Source organism: Streptomyces sp. JK94, from assembly GCF_053613315.1.
The window spans coordinates 1-18,119 of the sequence record NZ_JBSICH010000044.1; the positions used below are offsets into that span (position 1 = coordinate 1).

An 18,119-nucleotide genomic window follows, 5' to 3' on the forward strand; every position below is an offset into this window, starting at 1 on the left:
CGCCGGATGGTGTTGAGCTTGGTGATGAGGGGGGCGATGGTGCGGCCCTCGCGTTCGGCGGTGGCCCAGTCGCGGGGTTTGAGCTGGTATTTCTCGCTGTCGAGGTATTCCTCGCCGCCCTCGCGCAGGGGGGTGTTCTCGCAGAGTTCGTAGCCGCTGTAGATGCCCCAGGTGGGGGAGAGGGTGGCGGCCAGGACGGCGCGGACCTCGAAGGCGGGGCGGGCGCCGTGCTGGAGGTAGGCGTGCAGGATGTCGGGGGTGTTGGCGAAGAAGTTGGGCCGCATGTAGGAGGCGGCCTGCCCCGTCAGTTCGGTGAGGTACTCCGTCAGTTCCTGTTTGGTGGTGCGCCAGGTGAAGTAGGTGTAGGACTGCTGGAAGCCGATCTGGGCCAGGGTGTGCATCATCGCGGGGCGGGTGAAGGCCTCCGCCAGGAAGATCACGTCGGGGTCGGCGGTGTTGATCTCGCCGATGACCCGTTCCCAGAAGACGACCGGTTTGGTGTGGGGGTTGTCGACGCGGAAGATGCGTACTCCGTGGTCCATCCAGAACCGCAGGACGCGGACCGTCTCGGCGACCAGTCCCTCCAGGTCGGCGTCGAAGGCGATGGGGTAGATGTCCTGGTACTTCTTGGGCGGGTTCTCGGCGTGGGCGATGGTGCCGTCGGGGCGGTGGTGGAACCACTCGGGGTGTTTGTGGACCCAGGGGTGGTCGGGGGAGCACTGGAGGGCGAAGTCGAGGGCGGTCTCCAGGCCGAGCTGCCGGGCCCGGGTGACGAAGTGGTCGAAGTCGTCGATCGTGCCGAGGGCGGGGTGGACGGCGTCGTGGCCGCCTTCGGGGGAGCCGATGGCCCAGGGGACGCCGACGTCGTCGGGGGTGGCGGAGAGGGTGTTGTTGCGGCCCTTGCGGTGGGTGGTGCCGATGGGGTGGACGGGGGGCAGGTAGACGACGTCGAAGCCCATCGCGGCGATCGCGGGGAGGCGGCGGGCGGCGGTGCGGAAGGTGCCGTGGGGCTGTTCGGGGGTGCCCTCGGAGCGGGGGAAGAACTCGTACCAGGCGCCGTACAGGGCGCGTTCGCGTTCCACGAGCAGGGGCAGCGGGTCGGAGGTGGTGACCAGCTCCCGCAGCGGATACCGGGCCAGCACCGCGTCCACCTGCGGCGTCAACGCCGCCGCCAGCCGCGACGCGGCCGGCCGGGTCTCGTCCCGCAGCGCGTCGACGGCGGCGAGCAGCTCGTCCCGGCCCCCGTCGTCGGGCACCTCCGCGGCGGCCCGCTCGTACAGCCGGGCGCCCTCCTCCAGGACCAGGTCCGTGTCCATGCCCGCCGGGATCTTCACGCGCGCGTGGTGCCGCCAGGTGGTGACCGGATCGCCCCAGGCCTCCACGGTGTACGACCAGAGTCCCGGCGCACCCGCGGTGACGGTGGCCCCCCAGCGGTCGGTACCCGGGGCCAGCTCCCGCATCGGGGTCCACGGGCCCCGGCGGCCCCGCGGGTCCCGGAGCACGACGTTGGCGGCGACCGCGTCGTGTCCCTCGCGGAACACGGTGGCGGATACCTCGAACGATTCGCCGGTGACGGCCTTGGCGGGCCGGCGCCCGTCCCGGACGACCGGGCGGACGTCCAGTACGGGGATGCGGCCGACGACGGTGGCGCCCTGGGCGGGTGGCGCCGGGGGGGACGCCCCGGGCGGTGCCGCGGGGCGTCCCGCGGAGGGTGCTGACGAGTGGTGCGTGGCGGGCATGACCGCTCCTGTCCGCGTCAACGTCGATGGGCGGATGACTCTGGGGAGGTGGGTCCTGCGGTGGTGGTGCACGTGAGGCGTACCGCAGGAGCCTTCCCACACTCCTCGGGTGGGCAATCCGGCACTGTGTGAACCACTCGCGCGTACGTCGGCACACGCGGCGACCCTGAACGGACACCTTCCCCGCCGGAAGATCGTCACGCCGGTGGTTATTAGCCCGTCCGGCGATCCGGAACGACGCCGTTCAGGCCGAATCGGAGGTCTGCGGGCGAAGCCCCCGGCGAGGGACACATCGCCCCGGTAACGTCGTGGGGGTGAAGGCGATCCGTCGACTGACCGTCCGTCCCGTTCTCCCCGACCCCCTCCGGCCGCTCAGTGATCTGGCCCGCAACCTGCGCTGGTCCTGGCACCCGGAGACCCGTGACCTCTTCCAGTCCGTCGACCCCGAGTGCTGGGCCGCGTCCGGCTGCGACCCGGTACGGCTGCTCGGCACCGTTCCGCCCGCGCGCCTGGCGGAGCTGGCCGAGGACCGGCGCTTCCTGCGCCGGCTGACCGCGGTGGCCGACGACCTCGATCACTACATGACCGGCGACCGCTGGTACCAGGCCCAGCCGGGCCGCCTGCCCGCCGCGGTGGCCTACTTCTCGCCCGAGTTCGGCATCACCGCCGCCCTGCCCCAGTACTCCGGCGGCCTCGGCATCCTGGCCGGCGACCATCTGAAGGCGGCCAGCGACCTGGGCGTGCCGCTCGTCGGAGTCGGCCTGCTCTACCGCCACGGCTACTTCCGCCAGTCCCTCTCCCGGGACGGCTGGCAGCAGGAGCACTACCCCGTCCTCGACCCCCACGAGCTGCCTCTCGCCCTCCTCGAGGAGCCCGACGGCACCCCCGCCCACGTCGCCCTCGCCCTGCCCGGCGGCCGGGAGCTGCGCGCCCGGATCTGGCTGGCCCAGGTCGGCCGCGTCCCGCTGCTGCTGCTGGACTCGGACGTCGAGGAGAACGACCTCGGCGAACGCGGCGTCACCGACCGGCTCTACGGCGGCGGCAGCGAACACCGGCTCCTCCAGGAGATGCTGCTGGGCATAGGAGGTGTCCGGGCGGTGCGGACGTACTGCCGGCTCACCGGGCACGCCGCGCCCGAGGTGTTCCACACCAACGAGGGGCACGCCGGCTTCCTCGGTCTGGAACGCATCTCCGAACTCTGCGACGAGGGCCTGGAGTTCGGCTCGGCGCTGGAGGCGGTGCGGGCCGGCACCGTCTTCACCACCCACACCCCCGTCCCGGCCGGCATCGACCGCTTCGACCGCGAGCTGGTCGCCCGCCACTTCGGCCCCGACTCCGAACTCCCGCGCATCGACGTCGAACGCGTCCTGCGGCTCGGCATGGAGACCTACCCCGGCGGCGAGCCGAACCTCTTCAACATGGCGGTGATGGGCCTGCGGCTGGCCCAGCGCGCCAACGGGGTCTCCCTGCTGCACGGCGGGGTCAGCCGGGAGATGTTCTCCGGCCTGTGGCCCGGCTTCGACGCCGACGAGGTGCCGATCACCTCCGTCACCAACGGGGTGCACGCCCCGACCTGGGTCGCCCCGGAGGTGTTCCGGCTCGGCGCCCGGCAGATCGGCGTCCAGCGGGCCGAGGACGCGCTGACCGTCGGCGGCTCGGACCGCTGGGACTCGGTCGCCGACCTCCCCGACCAGGACATCTGGGAGCTGCGCCGCACCCTGCGCGAGCAGCTCGTCGAGGAGGTGCGGGAACGGCTGCGCGTCTCCTGGCGGCAGCGCGGCGCCGGGACCGCCGAGCTGGGCTGGATCGACGACGTCCTCGACCCGGACGTGCTCACCATCGGGTTCGCGCGGCGCGTCCCGTCGTACAAGCGGCTGACGCTGATGCTGCGCGACCGCGACCGGCTGACGGACCTGCTGCTGCACCCCGAGCGGCCGGTCCAGATCGTCGTCGCCGGCAAGGCGCACCCGGCGGACGACGGCGGCAAGCGGCTGGTGCAGGAGCTGGTGCGGTTCGCGGACGACCCGCGGGTGCGGCACCGGATCGTGTTCCTGCCGGACTACGGCATGGCGATGGCGCAGAAGCTCTACCCGGGCTGCGACATCTGGCTGAACAACCCGCTGCGCCCCCTGGAGGCGTGCGGCACCTCCGGCATGAAGGCGGCGCTCAACGGCTGCCTCAACCTCTCGGTGCTGGACGGCTGGTGGGACGAGTGGTACCAGCCGGACTTCGGCTGGGCGATCCCCACCGCCGACGGCGCGGGCACCGACCCGGACCGGCGCGACGCCATAGAGGCCGCCGCCCTCTACGACCTGCTGGAGCAGCGGATCACCCCCCGCTTCTACGAGCGGGGCGGGAGCGGGCTGCCCGACCGGTGGATCGAGATGGTCCGCCGGACCCTGAGCCTGCTCGGGCCCAAGGTGCTGGCCGGCCGCATGGTCCGTGAGTACGTGGAGCGGCTGTACACGCCGGCGGCCGAGGCGCACCGCGCGATGGACCCGGACTCCGCCCGCCGGCTCGCCGAGTGGAAGGTCCGGGTGCGGGCGGCCTGGCCCGGGGTGAGCGTCGACCACGTGGAGACGTCCGCCACCACCGCCACGGCGGAGCTGGGCTCGACGCTCGCGCTGCGGGTGCGGGTGAACCTCGGTGACCTCGCCCCGGACGACGTCGAGGTACAGGCGGTGTCCGGCCGGGTGGACTCCGAGGACCGGATCACCGACGCGGCGGCCGTGCCGCTGAAACCGGTGGGCGGCCCCGACCTGGAGGGCCGCTGGGCGTACGAGGGCCCGCTCGCCCTGGACCGCACCGGCCCCTTCGGCTACACGGTCCGCGTCCTGCCCGCACACCGGCTGCTGGCCTCGGGTGCGGAGGCGGGTCTGGTCGCGGTGCCGTCGGACGACCTGGCCCAGGCGGCGGGACTGCTGATGAGGTGAGCGCGGCGGGCGGCGGTGGCGCCGGGCGCGTCAGTCCTCGTCGTCGCCGCCGCTCAGCCGCCGCAGGACGGTGCCGCAGCGGCGGGCGTAGGCGTGCTGGAAGGCGCGGGCGGCCGGCCCGCCGGCCTTGGCGTACCACTTGGCGGGGCGGCTGAAGGCGGTCACCGTCAGCCAGACCGTGCCGTCGCCGGTGCGGTCGACCACGAAGGCCTCCTCGCCGGACTCGGGGTGGCCGGGCAGGGTGCCGTAGGCCCAGCCGGCCCGGCGGTGTTCCTCCAGGGTCCAGACCACCCGGCAGGGAGCCCTGATCATCCCGGCGAGGGTGACGGTGACGTCGACGCCGGGCGCGGCACGCTCCGCGCCCGCGTCGATGCCGACGCCCATCTCCCGGTGCATCTCCCAGGTGAGCACGGCCTCGGCCGCCCGCCGGAACACCGGTTCGCCCTCCCCGAGGCGCGTGCGCACGTGCAGGGAGCGGAAGCCGGGCGGGCAGGGGCCCTGCTCGCGGGTGGCGCCGACGGCGTCGTACGTGAAGGACATGGGTCCCAAGAGTAGGGCGGCATCCGGGAACCGGTGGTTCCGGGTGCCGCCCGCCGTGTTGCGCGAGGGCGCCGCCCCGGGGAGGCGAACCACCGGGACGGCGTCCTGACCGTCGGGCCCCGCGCGGGGCCTACGGGAAGGTGAGCCCGAAGGAGTTGATGTACCCGGTGTCCTGGGCCGCCACGTCCTGGACCCGCAGCCTCCAGGTGCCGTTGGCGGTCTCCGAGGAGGCGTTCACCGTGTACGTCTGGTTCACGTTGTCCGCGGAGTCCGAGGAGCTGCTGTTCTTCAGGCGGTACGCGGTCCCGTCCGGGGCCAGCAGGTCGATCACCAGGTCACCGCGCCAGGTGTGCACGATGTCGACGGCGGCCTGGAGGTTCGCGGGCGCGTTGCCGGCCCGGCCCGTCACCGTGACCGAGGAGGTGACCGCCGCTCCGTTGTCCGGGATCGCCACGTCGGCGGCGTTCTCGAAGGAGGTGCCGCCACCGCCGCCGGAACGGGCACCGACGTTGACGCCGGCCCACGCGTCCTGCACCCGCTTGTACTCCGTGCTGTCGGTGCCGTACAGCTCGCCGGCCGCCGCGAGGGTGCCGGTGCGGGCGCCCGCGTAGTTGGTGGTCGACGTGAACTTCGTGGTCAGCGCGCGGAACCAGATCTTCGCCGCCTTGTCGCGGCCGATGCCGGCGACCGGGAGGCCGTCCGAGGTGGGCGAGTCGTAGGTGACACCGTTGATGGTCCTGGTGCCGCTGCCCTCGCTCAGCAGGTAGAAGAAGTGGTTGGCCGGGCCGGAGGAGTAGTGGACGTCGATCCCGCCGATGCCCGAGTACCAGGCGTCCTTGGACGCGCCGTCCTTGCTGGGCCTGTCCATGTGGCGCAGCGGGCTGCCGTTGCCGTTGATGTCGATCTCCTCGCCGATGAGGTAGTCACCGACGTCGGAGGAGTTGTTCGCGTGGAACTCGACGGCCGCGCCGAAGATGTCGGAGGTCGCCTCGTTGAGGCCGCCGGACTCCCCGCTGTAGACCAGGCGCGCCGTGTTCGAGGTGACGCCGTGGGTCATCTCGTGCGCGGCCACGTCGATCGACGTCAGCGGCTTGGCGTTGCCGGCGCCGTCGCCGTACGTCATGCAGAAGCAGCTGTCCGACCAGAAGGCGTTGACGTAGTTGTTGCCGTAGTGGACCCGCGAGTAGGCGCCCACCCCGTCCCCGCGGATGCCGGAGCGGCCCTGGACGTTCTTGAAGTAGTCCCAGGTCAGCGCGGCCCCGTAGTGGGCGTCCGCGGCGGCGGTCTCGGCGTTGGACGCGCTGCCGTTGCCCCACACGTCGTCGGGGCCGGTGAAGAGCGTCCCGGTGCCGGAGGTGCCCCGGTTGAGGTTGTACGTCCGGTGGTTGCCGCGGGCCGTGTCCGTCAGCGTGTACGACGAGCCGGACTGCGCGGTGCCCAGCGTCACCGTGCCGCTGTACAGGGTGTTGCCGGTGCCGTTGTGGATCGCCTGGTACGCGTGGAGCTTGGCGCCGGTGGCGGCGTCGGTGACGACGTGCAGCTCGTTCGGGGTGCCGTCCTCCTGGAGGCCGCCCACGACCGTCTCGTACGCCAGGACCGGGGTGCCGTTCGCCGCCCAGATCACCTTGCGCGGGGCGCGGTCGGCCTCGGGCTGCTCGGCGCCGGCGGCCTCGGCGGCGGACACCGCCTGCTGCTCGGCCTTGCCGGCGCTGATCCGCGGCGTCACGGTGGCCGGCTCGATCGGCTTGGAGGTGGCCTTCACGACCCGCTCGGTCTTCCCGGCGTCGGTGGTGACGACGAGGTCGCCGCCGAGCACGGGCAGTCCGGCGTAGGTGCGCTCGTAGCGGGTGTGCACGGTGCCGTCGCGGTCCTTGAGCACGTCGCGGACGACCAGCTTCTCCTCGGCGCCCAGACCGAGTCCGTCGGCGGTCCGCGCCGTGGCGGCCTCGGCGTCACGGATCAGTTCGGCCCGCTGGGCCGGAGTGAGCTGGACGGATTCGGCGCCCGGGACCGGCGCCTGCCGCGGAGCCGCGGTGGCGGCGCCGGACTGGACCGCCGTGGCGATCAGCGCGGCCACACCGGCCAGGGCGACGGCGGCGGCGCGGCGGTGGGTGGTGCGCGGGGACGCGGTGTGGGAGGTGCGTCTGTGGGGAGAACTGCTGCTCAACACTGACTCCTTCTGCGTGGCCGCGGGTCGCGCGGCCGGGGGAGACCGGCCGGCGGGTGGGCCGGCCGGGCGGTACTGATCGGTACGCAGAAACCACGTGCTAGGAGCTGGCCACGGCACGGCGCTGGTGAGGAAGACGGTGGGGGCGCTGCGGCGCGACCGTGGGAAGCCTGGCAGGCGCGCGCGCCTCCTGTCAGGAGCGCGTCAGGAAGTTGGCCGGAAATGGTTCGTTGTCCGGGCGTACATGTTCGATATACGGAGTCGTTGCCCGGGGGTGGTACCGACTGGCCGGTCAGTCAGTGGCGGGGACGGCCGGCCGGTCCCTCCCGGACCGTCCGCCTCCCCGGCGGCGACAAGCTCGGTGGCGCGCCCCCTCGACGCCGCTCAGGTGACCGCCTACGCCCGTACGTGCGAGGAAGTCCTGCTCAACCCGGTCGACGGGTCCCTCACGCCAGACTGTCCCGCCAGGCCCGGTGCAGGTCCGCGAACCTGCCCGTGCCGGCGATCAGTTCGTCCGGTGCGCCGTCCTCCACGATCCGGCCGCCCTCCATCACCAGCACCCGGTCGGCGATCTCCACGGTGGACAGCCGGTGCGCGATCACGACCGCCGTACGGCCCTTCAGCACCGTCGCCATCGCCCGCTGCACCGCACGCTCCCCGGGGATGTCCAGCGAACTGGTCGCCTCGTCCAGGATCAGCACCGCCGGGTCCGCGAGCAACGCCCGGGCGAACGCCACGAGCTGCCGCTGACCGGCGGAGATGCGGCCGCCGCGCTTGCGCACGTCGGTGTCGTAGCCGTCGGGCAGGGCGGCGACGAAGTCGTGGGCGCCGATCGCCTTCGCGGCCCGCTCGATCTCCTCCCGCGTCGCCTCCGGACGGCCGATGGCGATGTTCTCGGCGACCGTGCCGGAGAACAGGAACGCCTCCTGCGTCACCATCACCACCCCGCGCCGCAGTTCGGGCCCGGCCAGGTCGCGCAGGTCGGTGCCGTCCAGCAGGACCCGCCCGCCGGAGGCGTCGTAGAACCGGGCGAGCAGCTTGGCCAGCGTCGACTTGCCGGCACCGGTCGAGCCCACGACGGCGACCGTCTGCCCGGCCGGGATCGTCAGGTCGAAGAGGGGCAGCACCTCGCCGCCGGTGCGGTAGCCGAAGCGGACCGAGTCGAAGACGACCTCGCGGCCGGGCTGCTCCGACGTCAGCGGCGGCAGCTCCTTCGGCGCGGCCGGCTCGGGCACGGACGGCGTCTGCGCCAGCAGCCCGGCGATCTTCTCCAGGGAGGCCGCCGCCGACTGGTAGGAGTTCAGGAACATGCCGAGCCGGTCGATCGGGTCGTAGAGCCGGCGCAGGTACAGCACCGCCGCCGCCAGCACACCGAGCGCCAGCGTGCCGTCGGCGACGCGGTGGGCGCCCCACAGCACGATCCCCGCGACGGCCGTGTTGGCGACCAGCCGCGAGCCGACGACGTACCGGGCCATCTCCAGCAGCGCGTCGCCGTTGAACCGCTCGTGGCGCCGGTTCAGCTCCGCGAAGTCGGCGTCGTTGGCGGCCTCCCGGCGGAAGGCGCGCACCGGCCGGATGCCGTTCATCGTCTCCACGAACTTCACGATCACCGCCGCGATCGCCGTGGACCGCTGCCGGTACACCCGCCCCGCGCGCCGCCGGTACAACCGCACCAGCGCGTACAGCGGCACGAACGACGCCACCGCGACGCCGCCGAGGCCGAGGTCCAGCCAGAGCAGCAGCGCCGCGATGCAGACGAAGGACAGGATGACCGTCACCAGTTCCTGCAGGCCCTCGTCGAGCAGCTCGCGCAGCGCCTCCACGTCCGTGGTGGAGCGGGAGATGAGCCGTCCCGAGGTGTAGCGCTCGTGGAAGTCGACGCTCAGCGCCTGCGCGTGCCGGAAGATCCGGCCCCGCAGGTCCAGCAGCACGTCCTGGCTGACCCGGGCGGCGGCCGCGACGAAGGCGTACTGCAGTGCGCCCGCCCCCAGGGAGCAGAGCAGGTAGCCGGCGCCGACCGCGATCAGCGGGCCGTGGTCGTCGTCCCGCAGCGCCGGCACGGCGTGGTCGATGGCGTACGCCACCAGCAGCGGGCCCGCCTGGACCGCCGCCTGCTGGAGAAGGAGGAGGAGGGCGGTGAGGGCGACACGGGCCCTCATCGGCCCCAGCAGGGAGCGCAGCAGGGCGCCGGTCGCGCCCGGCGGGCTGGGCAGGACGTCCCGGTCGAAGAGGTCGTCGGCCGGACGGTTCCCCGCCTCGGCCGCCGGGTCCCCGTCCTCGGGCCGTCCCCGGTCCGGCGCGGTGGCCGTGGGCGCGGTCATCGGCCGTCCCCTTCCCCGGACGCGCCGGTCCGCTGGTGCCCGTCGGACCCGGACATCAGATGGGCGTACTCGGCGCTGGTGCGCAGCAGTTCCTGGTGGGTGCCGACGGCGGCGATCCGGCCGCCGGAGAGCAGGGCGACGCGGTCGGCGAGCAGCACCGTGGAGGGCCGGTGGGCCACGATCAGGGCGGTGGTGTCCGCGAGGACCTGCCGCAGGGCGGCCTCGACCGCGGCCTCCGTGTGCACGTCCAGCGCGGACAGCGGGTCGTCCAGGACCAGGAACCTCGGCCGGCCGACCACCGCGCGGGCGAGCGCGAGACGCTGGCGCTGGCCGCCGGAGAGGCTCAGGCCCTGCTCGCCGACCTGGGTGCCGGTGCCCCGGGGCAGGTCGTGCGCGAAGCCGGCCTGGGCGACGGCGAGTGCCCGCCCCAGCTCCTCCTCGCCGGCGCCGTCACCGGCGCCCATCAGCACGTTCTCGCCGACGGTCGCGGAGAAGAGCGTGGGCTCCTCGAAGGCCACGGCGACCATGGAGCGCAGCTCGTCGCGGGGCAGGGCGCGGATGTCCTCGCCGTCCAGCGTGATCCGCCCGTCGGTCACCTCGTGCAGGCGGGGCACGAGCGCGGTCAGCGTCGTCTTGCCGCTGCCGGTGGCACCGACCAGGGCCAGGGACTCGCCGGACCGGACGTGCAGGTCGACGCGGTCGAGGAGGGGCGGGGAGCCGGGGGGCGCGTCGGGGTAGCGGAAGCGGACGTTCTCGAACCGCAGGCCGCCCCCGTCCCCGCCCCCGTCCGTGGCCGCGGACAGCCGTGCCTCCCCCGGTGCCCGCACGGCCCGGGAGGCATCCCCGGCGGCGGCGCGGGCGGACGCGGCGGCGCCCCGCTCCGCCGGACCGTGCTGCCCGCCCCCCGGCGCCGGCGCGGGCGCGCGGGGGCTCCCCGGGGACTCGACCTGCGCGTCCATCACCTCGAAGTACCGGTCCGTGGCCGTGGCGGCCTCCTGACTCATCGCCAGCAGGAAGCCGATCGACTCGACCGGCCATCTCAGGGCCAGCGCCGTGGACAGGAACGCCACCAGCGTCCCCGCCGACAGCGACCCGTCCGCCACCTGCACCGCGCCCACCACCAGCGCCGCCCCGATCGCCAGCTCCGGCAGCGTCACGATGACCGCCCAGATGGACGCCAGCAGCCGCGCCTTGCGCAGCTCCGTCCCCCGCAGCGTGTGCGACAGCTCGTGGAAGGCCCGGGCCTGGCTGCGGTGCCGTCCGAAGCCCTTGATGATCCGGATGCCGAGGACGCTCTCCTCGACCACGGTCGTCAGATCCCCGACCTGGTCCTGCGCGCGCCGCGCCACCGCGGAGTACTTCTTCTCGAAGATCCCGCAGGTGATCATCACGGGGATGGCGGGCCCCAGGATCACCAGGCCCAGCGTCCAGTCCTGCACCAGCATGATGCCCACGCCGACCAGGATCGTCACGCCGTTGACCAGGAGGAACGTCAGCGGGAAGGCCAGGAACATGCGCAGCAGCATCAGGTCCGTCGTCCCGCGCGACAGCAACTGTCCCGACGCCCACCGGTCGTGGAAGGCCACCGGCAGCCGCTGCAGGTGCCGGTACAGGTCCGCCCGCATCCCCGCCTCGACCCCCGCCAGCGGCCGGGCCACCAGCCAACGCCGCAGCCCGAACAGCAGCGCCTCCGCCAGACCGAGGAGCAGCAGGTACAGCGCCCCGAGCCACACGCCGGCCGGGTCGCCGCGGGCGATCGGACCGTCCACCATCCACTTCAGGACCAGCGGGATCACCAGCCCCACGCAGGAGGCGAGGATCCCTATGACCGCCGCGGTCGCCAACCGCGCCCGCACGGGCCGCACATGGGGCCACAGCCGCAGCAGCGAGCGAACGGTGGACCGCTCCTCGGCGGGGACCTCGGCGGGGTTCTCGGTGGCGATCCCGGTGGGGGAGGGGGAGGGTGTCGTGGACATCAGCAGCGAGCCTACGGTTCACCACTGACACTGCCCACCGGGTTTTCGCGCGCACCGGGGTCGTACGGGGCGCATCGGCCGATCGGGCCGGTGCGCCTTCGAGCGCGTCGGCCGATGTGCCGGACACCCGCCGGACGGGACGCCGGCGGCAGGTCCGTCGGCGAAGTCGCCGACCCGTCACGGAAGTCACCGGCCGGCGCGAGTCCTACGGCGGACGGCCCGCCGTCGGCGGTGCGTCCTCCACACCGGAGCCCGGCGCGGGCGACCACGCGGCGGCGGCGTCGGTGGCGGTGGCGGAGGTGGCGGCGGTACGACCGCGGCACCCCCGGCCGCGCCGCCCCGCGCCCCCGCTCACCCCACCTTCAGCAGCAGCACCGACCGCGCCGGCACCGTGATCTCCGTCCCCGCCGGACGCGTCCCGCCCGGCTCCTCGGCCTGCTCCTCCCGGCTGGTGTCGACGACCACCTCGTACCGCTCCGCCCACGGCGCGGCCGGCAGGACGAAGGCGGCGGGGCGTTCCCCGGCGTGCAGCACGGCCAGGAAGCTGTCGTCGACGATCGGCGCCCCCCGCTCGTCCCGGCCCGGGATGTCCCGCCCGGACAGGTACATGCCGAGCGTGGCGGCGGGGGCGTACCAGTCCCGCTCCGTCATCTCCGTGCCCCGCGCGGTGAACCACGCCAGGTCGCGCAGGCCGTCCGCGGAGTGCGCGCGGCCGGAGAAGAAGGCCCGGCGGCGCAGCACCGGATGCCGGTGGCGCAGCGCGATCAGCCGGGAGGTCAGCTCGAACAGGGGCCGCCACTCCGGGTCGTCCAGCAGGCTCCAGTCGACCCAGCTGATCGCGTTGTCCTGGCAGTAGGCGTTGTTGCTGCCGCGCTGGGTGCGGCCCAGCTCGTCGCCCGCGACCAGCATCGGCACCCCGGTCGACAGCAGCAGCGTGGTCAGCAGGTTGCGCAGCTGGCGACGGCGCAGCGCCCGTACGCCCTCGTCGTCCGTCTCCCCCTCCGCCCCGCAGTTCCAGGACCGGTTGTCGTCCGTGCCGTCCCGGTTGCCCTCGCCGTTGGCCTCGTTGTGCTTGCGCTCGTAGGAGACCAGGTCCCGGAGGGTGAAGCCGTCGTGCGCGGTGACGAAGTTGACCGACGCGTACGGCCGCCGCCCGCCCCACGCGTACAGGTCGCTGGAGCCCGACAGGCGGTAGCCCATCTCCCGCACGTCCGGCAGGGCGTGCCGCCAGAAGTCCCGCACGGCGTCCCGGTACCGGTCGTTCCACTCCGTCCACAGCGGCGGGAACGCGCCCACCTGGTAGCCGCCCGAGCCGACGTCCCACGGCTCGGCGATCAGCTTCACCCGCCGCAGCACCGGGTCCTGCGCGATCACCGCGAGGAACGGGGACAGCATGTCGACGTCGTGCATCGAACGGGCCAGCGCCGCCGCCAGGTCGAAGCGGAAGCCGTCCACGCCCATCTCCGTCACCCAGTACCGCAGGGAATCGGTGATCAGGCGCAGCACGTGCGGCTGGACGACGTGCAGGGTGTTGCCGCAGCCGGTGTAGTCGGCGTACCGGCGGGCGTCCGGCTGGAGGCGGTAGTAGCCGCGGTTGTCGACGCCCTTCAGGGAGAGCGTCGGGCCCAGCTCGCCCGCCTCCGCGGTGTGGTTGTAGACCACGTCGAGGATCACCTCGATCCCCGCCGCGTGCAGCGCGCGCACCATCCGTTTGAACTCGCCGACCTGCTCACCGGTGGTGCCGGAGGCGGCGTAGGCGGCGTGCGGGGCGAAGTAGCCGATCGAGTTGTAGCCCCAGTAGTTCCGCAGGCCGCGCTCGAGGAGGTGGTCCTCGTGCGCGAACTGGTGCACCGGCAGCAGCTCCACCGCCGTCACGCCCAGTTTCACCAGGTGCTCGACCGCCGCCGGATGCGCCAGACCGGCGTACGTGCCGCGCAGCTCCTCCGGGATGCCGGGGTGCAGCCGGGTGAAGCCGCGCACGTGCAGCTCGTAGATCACCGAGTCCGCCCACGGCGTCTTCGGCCGCCGGTCGTCCGACCAGTCGTCGTCGTCATGGACGACGACGCCCTTCGGGACGAACGGCGCCGAGTCCCGGTCGTCGCGCACGGTGTCCGCCACGTGCTGCTCCGGCCAGTCCCGCACGTGCCCGTACACCTCGGGCGGCAGGGCGAAGTCACCGTCCACCGCGCGCGCGTACGGGTCGAGCAGCAGCTTCGCCGGGTTCCAGCGGGCGCCGGTCCACGGGTCCCAGCGGCCGTGCACCCGGAAGCCGTAGCGCTGCCCGGGGCCCACGCCCGGCACGAAGCCGTGCCAGATCTCGTGCGTCAGCTCGGTCAGCCGCACCCGGCGCTCCCCGCCGCCCGCCCGCCGTTCGTCGAACAGGCACAGCTCCACCGCCTCCGCCCCGCCCGCCCAGAGCGCGAAGTTGGTGCCCGCCACCTGGTCCGGGCCGGTCCGGAACCGGGCCCCCAACGGCACCGCGGTGCCCGGCCGGGCCGGCTCGGCGGGCGGCGGCGCGGCACGCCGCGAGCCGTTCACCACGACGGCGGGGCGCCCGTCCTCGGCGGCCCGCTTCCCGGCCACCGCCTCCTGCTCGGCTGCGCTGGACACCTGTCAGCCTCCTGCGGCTCGTGGAACGACCTGCCAGAGACGGGAGAAGGGCGCACGGTGTCCCGATCGCTGCTCCCCGTCGCGTCGTCCTCCCCACTGTTCTGCCCACCGCATGGCTCGCACTCACGTTTCCCCAGGGCGGACCGGTCGTTACGGGTGGATGTGAGGCACGTACACGGGCGCGCACGGCGCGCGGGGGCCGCTCTGGCCGCCGTACTGACATGGGCAGGACTGCTGGCCGGGGCCGCCGGATGCACCTCGGGCGGCGGTGGTGCCGGCGGGGTGTTCGGCAAACCCCCCGCCGCCGAGGACGTCATCCGCGTCACCCCCGACGACGGCAGCAAGGCCGTCCGGCCGGACAGGGAGCTGTCGGTCCGGGTGCCCGGCGGGCGCCTGGAATCGGTGAAGGTCGTCGCGTCGCAGGATGCGCGGGAGACCCCGGTGCCGGGCCGGATCTCCGACGACGGCCTCAGCTGGCGGCCCGACGAGGACCGGCTGGCACTCGCCGCGAAGTACACCGTCGACGTCGTCGCCCTGGACGGCCGGGGGCGCCGCTCGGCCCGGCACACCACCTTCACCACCCACGTCCCCGAGAAGCGCTTCATCGCGTACGTCGCCCCCGAGAACCGCTCGGTCGTCGGCACCGGCATGATCGTCTCGCTGGAGTTCAACCGGGAGATCACCGACCGCGCCGCCGTCGAACGCGCCGTCTCGGTGACCGCGAAGCCCGCCACCGAGATCCGCCCCCACTGGTTCGGCAGGGACCGCGTCGACTTCCGCCCCGAGGACTACTGGAAACCCGGCACCGAGGTCACCGTCGACCTGCGGTTGCGCGACGTCGAGGGCGCGCCGGGCGTGTACGGCCTTCAGCGGAAGTCGTTCTCCTTCACCGTCGGCCGCAGCCAGGTCTCGCTCGTCGACGCGGCCGAGCGGACCATGCAGGTCCGCCGGGACGGCACGCTGCTGGCCACCGTGCCGATCACGGCGGGGGCACCGAAGACCCCCACGTACAACGGCAAGATGGTGATCACCGAGATGCTCGACGTCACCCGCATGAACAGCCGCACGGTCGGCTTCGGCGGCGAGTACGACATCCCCGACGTCCCGCACGCCATCCGCCTGACCACCTCCGGCACCTTCCTGCACGGCAACTACTGGGCGCCCGCCGACACCTTCGGCCGGGCCAACGTCAGCCACGGCTGCGTCGGCCTGCGCGACGTCAAGGGCGGCGGTCCCGACACCCCGGCCGGGTGGTTCTTCGACCGCAGCCTGATCGGCGACGTCGTCGAGGTGGTCCACAGCAAGGACAAGACGGTCGCCCCCGACAACGGGCTCGGCGGCTGGAACATGAACTGGAAGAAGTGGAAGGCGGGCGGCGCGGTGAACCGCACCTGACACCCGGCCGCGAACTCGGTACGGAACGGTGACAATTCCGCCGCCCCCGATGCCCCTGGCCTGCGGTTACGATGCGCCGGTGCGCGCGGGCGCACCGGGGTGCGGGCCGGAGCGGGCCCGGCGAGGGGAGACGAGTTGAACGTGCGTCCGATATCGGGGGCGTCACCGGCGGGCACCCGGGGGCGGGGCGGCAGGGGACGCGGCAGGACACTGCCGGCGCTGGCCCTGGGCCTCCTGCTCACGCTCACCGCGTGCGGCGGAGGCGGAGCGGACCCGGGCGCCGGGTCCGGGGGCGGCGGCAAGAACGCCCAGGACTCCACGGCGGCCCGGAGCGAGCAGTCCGAGGCCGTCGTCACCATCGCCCCGAAGGACGGGGCGCAGGCCGTCGACACCAGCGGCGACCTGCGCATAGGCGCCGCCCGGGGCAAGCTGACCGAGGTCCTGGTCAAGGACGCCGACGGCGCCGCGGTCGACGGGAAGATATCCGAGGACGGCGCCGCCTGGACGCCGTCCACCCACCTCGCCGCCGCCACCACGTACACCGTGCACGCGGTCGCCAAGGACTCCGAGGGGCGCACGGCCGCCGAGGACTCCCGCTTCACCACCCTGACGCCGAAGAACACCTTCGTCGGCACCTTCACGCCGGAGGACGGCTCGAAGGTCGGCGTCGGCATGCCGTTCTCGCTCCGCTTCACCCGGGGCATCACCCACCCCGAGGACGTCGAGAAGGCCATCCGCATCAGGACCGAGCCGGCCGTCGAGGTCGAGGGCCACTGGTTCGGCAACGACCGTCTCGACTTCCGCCCGGAGAAGTACTGGAAGCCCGGCACCAAGGTCACCGTCGACCTCAACCTCGACGGCGTCGAGGGCCGCGACGGCGTCTACGGCGAGCAGGCCAAGACCGTCTCCTTCACCGTCGGCCGCAGCCAGGTCTCCGTCGTCGACGCCAAGAAGCTCACCATGGAGGTCGTGCGCGACGGCAAGACCCTCAAGACCATCCCGGTCACCACCGGCGCACCCGGATACGAGACCTGGAATGGCCAGATGGTCATCACCGAGCGGCTCCCCGTGACCCGCATGAACGGCGAAACGGTCGGTTACGGCGGCGAGTACGACATCAAGGACGTCCCGCACGCCATGCGCCTGTCCACCTCCGGCACCTTCATCCACGGCAACTACTGGGGCGGCGACGCCTTCGGCAACCGCAACGCCAGCCACGGCTGCATCGGCCTGCGCGACGTCCGCGGCGGCTGGGACGAGAAGGCGCCGGCCGCCTGGTTCTTCGAGAACTCCCTCATCGGCGACGTCGTCGTCGTGAAGAACTCGAACGACGCGACCATCGCCCCGGACAACGGCCTCAACGGCTGGAACATGTCCTGGGAGGAGTGGAAGGCCTGACCCCTCCGGCATGGGCCCTCCGGCCTGAGCCCGGCGTACGGCCCCGGTGCCCTCGATGTGAGGTACGGCACCGGGGCCGCAGCCGTTAGCCGGCGTTAACCTGCTGGCATGACCGTACATCTCGAAGTCGCGGACGGCGTCGGCACGCTGCGTCTGGACCGCCCGCCCATGAACGCGCTGGACGTCGCCACGCAGGATCGGCTCAAAGAGCTGGCGGAGGAGGCCACCCGCCGCGAGGACGTACGCGCCGTCGTGCTGTACGGCGGCGAGAAGGTGTTCGCGGCGGGCGCGGACATCAAGGAGATGCAGGTGATGGACCACGCGGCGATGATCCTGCGCGCCCGTGCCCTGCAGGACTCCTTCACGGCGGTGGCCCGCATCCCGAAGCCCGTGGTCGCGGCGGTGACCGGGTACGCCCTCGGCGGCGGCTGCGAACTCGCGCTCTGCGCCGACTTCCGTATCGCGGGGGAGAACGCCAAGCTGGGCCAGCCCGAGATCCTGCTCGGCCTGATCCCCGGCGCCGGCGGCACCCAGCGGCTGTCCCGGCTGATCGGCCCCTCCAAGGCCAAGGACCTGATCTTCACGGGCCGCCAGGTCAAGGCCGACGAGGCGCTCGCCCTCGGCCTGGTGGACCGGGTGGTGCCGGCCGGCGAGGTGCACGAGCAGGCGCACGCCTGGGCCGCGCGGCTCGCCAAGGGGCCCGCGACCGCGCTGCGCGCGGCGAAGGAGTCGATCGACACGGGCCTGGAGACGGACATCGAGACCGGACTCGCCGTCGAGCGGAACTGGTTCGCGGGACTGTTCGCCACCGAGGACCGCGAGCGCGGGATGCGCAGCTTCGTGGAGGAGGGGCCGGGGAAGGCGACGTTCCTCTGAGGAAGCCCCGCGGCTCTCCCGGAGTCGGTCCGCGCCCCGTGCGGCCGACGCGGTGTCCGAGCCGGATCCCTCGATGGGGCGGTTCGCGGCAGCCTTGGGGCTCCCTCGAGCGCGCCGTGTCGAGGGAGCCCGCCGCTCGTCCACGGCCGAGTCGTCCGCGCAGG

Annotated in this window: 10 protein-coding genes; 4 read left to right on the plus strand and 6 right to left on the minus strand. The window is 73.3% G+C overall.

Annotation, left to right across the window (positions count from 1 at the left end):
- The coding region (locus ACVV2G_RS30025) for an alpha-1,4-glucan--maltose-1-phosphate maltosyltransferase (protein WP_453845934.1) at nt 1-1,739 on the minus strand (1,739 nt) is incomplete at its 3' end.
- A gap of 314 nt (nt 1,740-2,053) precedes the next feature.
- On the opposite strand from ACVV2G_RS30025, the gene ACVV2G_RS30030 reads away from it, so the two are divergent.
- Nucleotides 2,054-4,672 (plus strand): glycosyltransferase family 1 protein, encoded by a 2,619-nt coding sequence (locus tag ACVV2G_RS30030; RefSeq protein WP_453845936.1) that lies wholly within the window; start codon nt 2,054-2,056, stop codon nt 4,670-4,672.
- A gap of 30 nt (nt 4,673-4,702) precedes the next feature.
- Here ACVV2G_RS30030 and ACVV2G_RS30035 read toward each other — a convergent pair whose 3' ends face one another.
- From ACVV2G_RS30035 to glgX, 5 genes are all read right to left on the minus strand, one after another.
- Nucleotides 4,703-5,212 (minus strand): DUF1990 domain-containing protein, encoded by a 510-nt coding sequence (locus ACVV2G_RS30035; protein WP_453845937.1) that lies wholly within the window; start codon nt 5,210-5,212, stop codon nt 4,703-4,705.
- A gap of 130 nt (nt 5,213-5,342) precedes the next feature.
- Nucleotides 5,343-7,379 carry a M4 family metallopeptidase gene (locus tag ACVV2G_RS30040; RefSeq protein WP_453845938.1) on the minus strand — a complete coding sequence of 679 codons (2,037 nt, stop codon included), beginning with the start codon at nt 7,377-7,379 and terminating at the stop codon, nt 5,343-5,345.
- Nucleotides 7,380-7,825: 446 nt separating this feature from the next.
- A complete protein-coding gene (locus ACVV2G_RS30045; RefSeq protein WP_453845939.1) occupies nt 7,826-9,700 on the minus strand; it encodes an ABC transporter ATP-binding protein in 1,875 nt (624 codons plus the stop codon).
- Nucleotides 9,697-11,676 (minus strand): ABC transporter ATP-binding protein, encoded by a 1,980-nt coding sequence (locus ACVV2G_RS30050; RefSeq protein WP_453845940.1) that lies wholly within the window; start codon nt 11,674-11,676, stop codon nt 9,697-9,699. The genes ACVV2G_RS30045 and ACVV2G_RS30050 overlap by 4 nt, the downstream gene beginning before the upstream one ends.
- A 351-nt stretch (nt 11,677-12,027) precedes the next feature.
- Nucleotides 12,028-14,286, minus strand: coding sequence for a glycogen debranching protein GlgX (glgX, locus tag ACVV2G_RS30055; protein WP_453845941.1), 2,259 nt, complete (start codon nt 14,284-14,286; stop codon nt 12,028-12,030).
- A 162-nt stretch (nt 14,287-14,448) separates the two neighbouring features.
- On the opposite strand from glgX, the gene ACVV2G_RS30060 reads away from it, so the two are divergent.
- The 3 genes from ACVV2G_RS30060 to ACVV2G_RS30070 all read left to right on the plus strand — a co-directional run bounded on the left by ACVV2G_RS30060 (nt 14,449) and on the right by ACVV2G_RS30070 (nt 17,955).
- On the plus strand, nt 14,449-15,681 hold the full coding sequence (locus ACVV2G_RS30060) for a L,D-transpeptidase (RefSeq protein WP_453845942.1): 1,233 nt from the start codon (nt 14,449-14,451) through the stop codon (nt 15,679-15,681).
- Between the two features lie 135 nt (nt 15,682-15,816).
- Nucleotides 15,817-17,079 carry a L,D-transpeptidase gene (locus ACVV2G_RS30065; RefSeq protein ID WP_453845943.1) on the plus strand — a complete coding sequence of 421 codons (1,263 nt, stop codon included), beginning with the start codon at nt 15,817-15,819 and terminating at the stop codon, nt 17,077-17,079.
- 108 nt (nt 17,080-17,187) lie between these two features.
- Nucleotides 17,188-17,955 (plus strand): enoyl-CoA hydratase/isomerase family protein, encoded by a 768-nt coding sequence (locus ACVV2G_RS30070; protein ID WP_453845944.1) that lies wholly within the window; start codon nt 17,188-17,190, stop codon nt 17,953-17,955.
- The last annotated feature ends 164 nt before the right edge of the window (nt 17,956-18,119 follow it).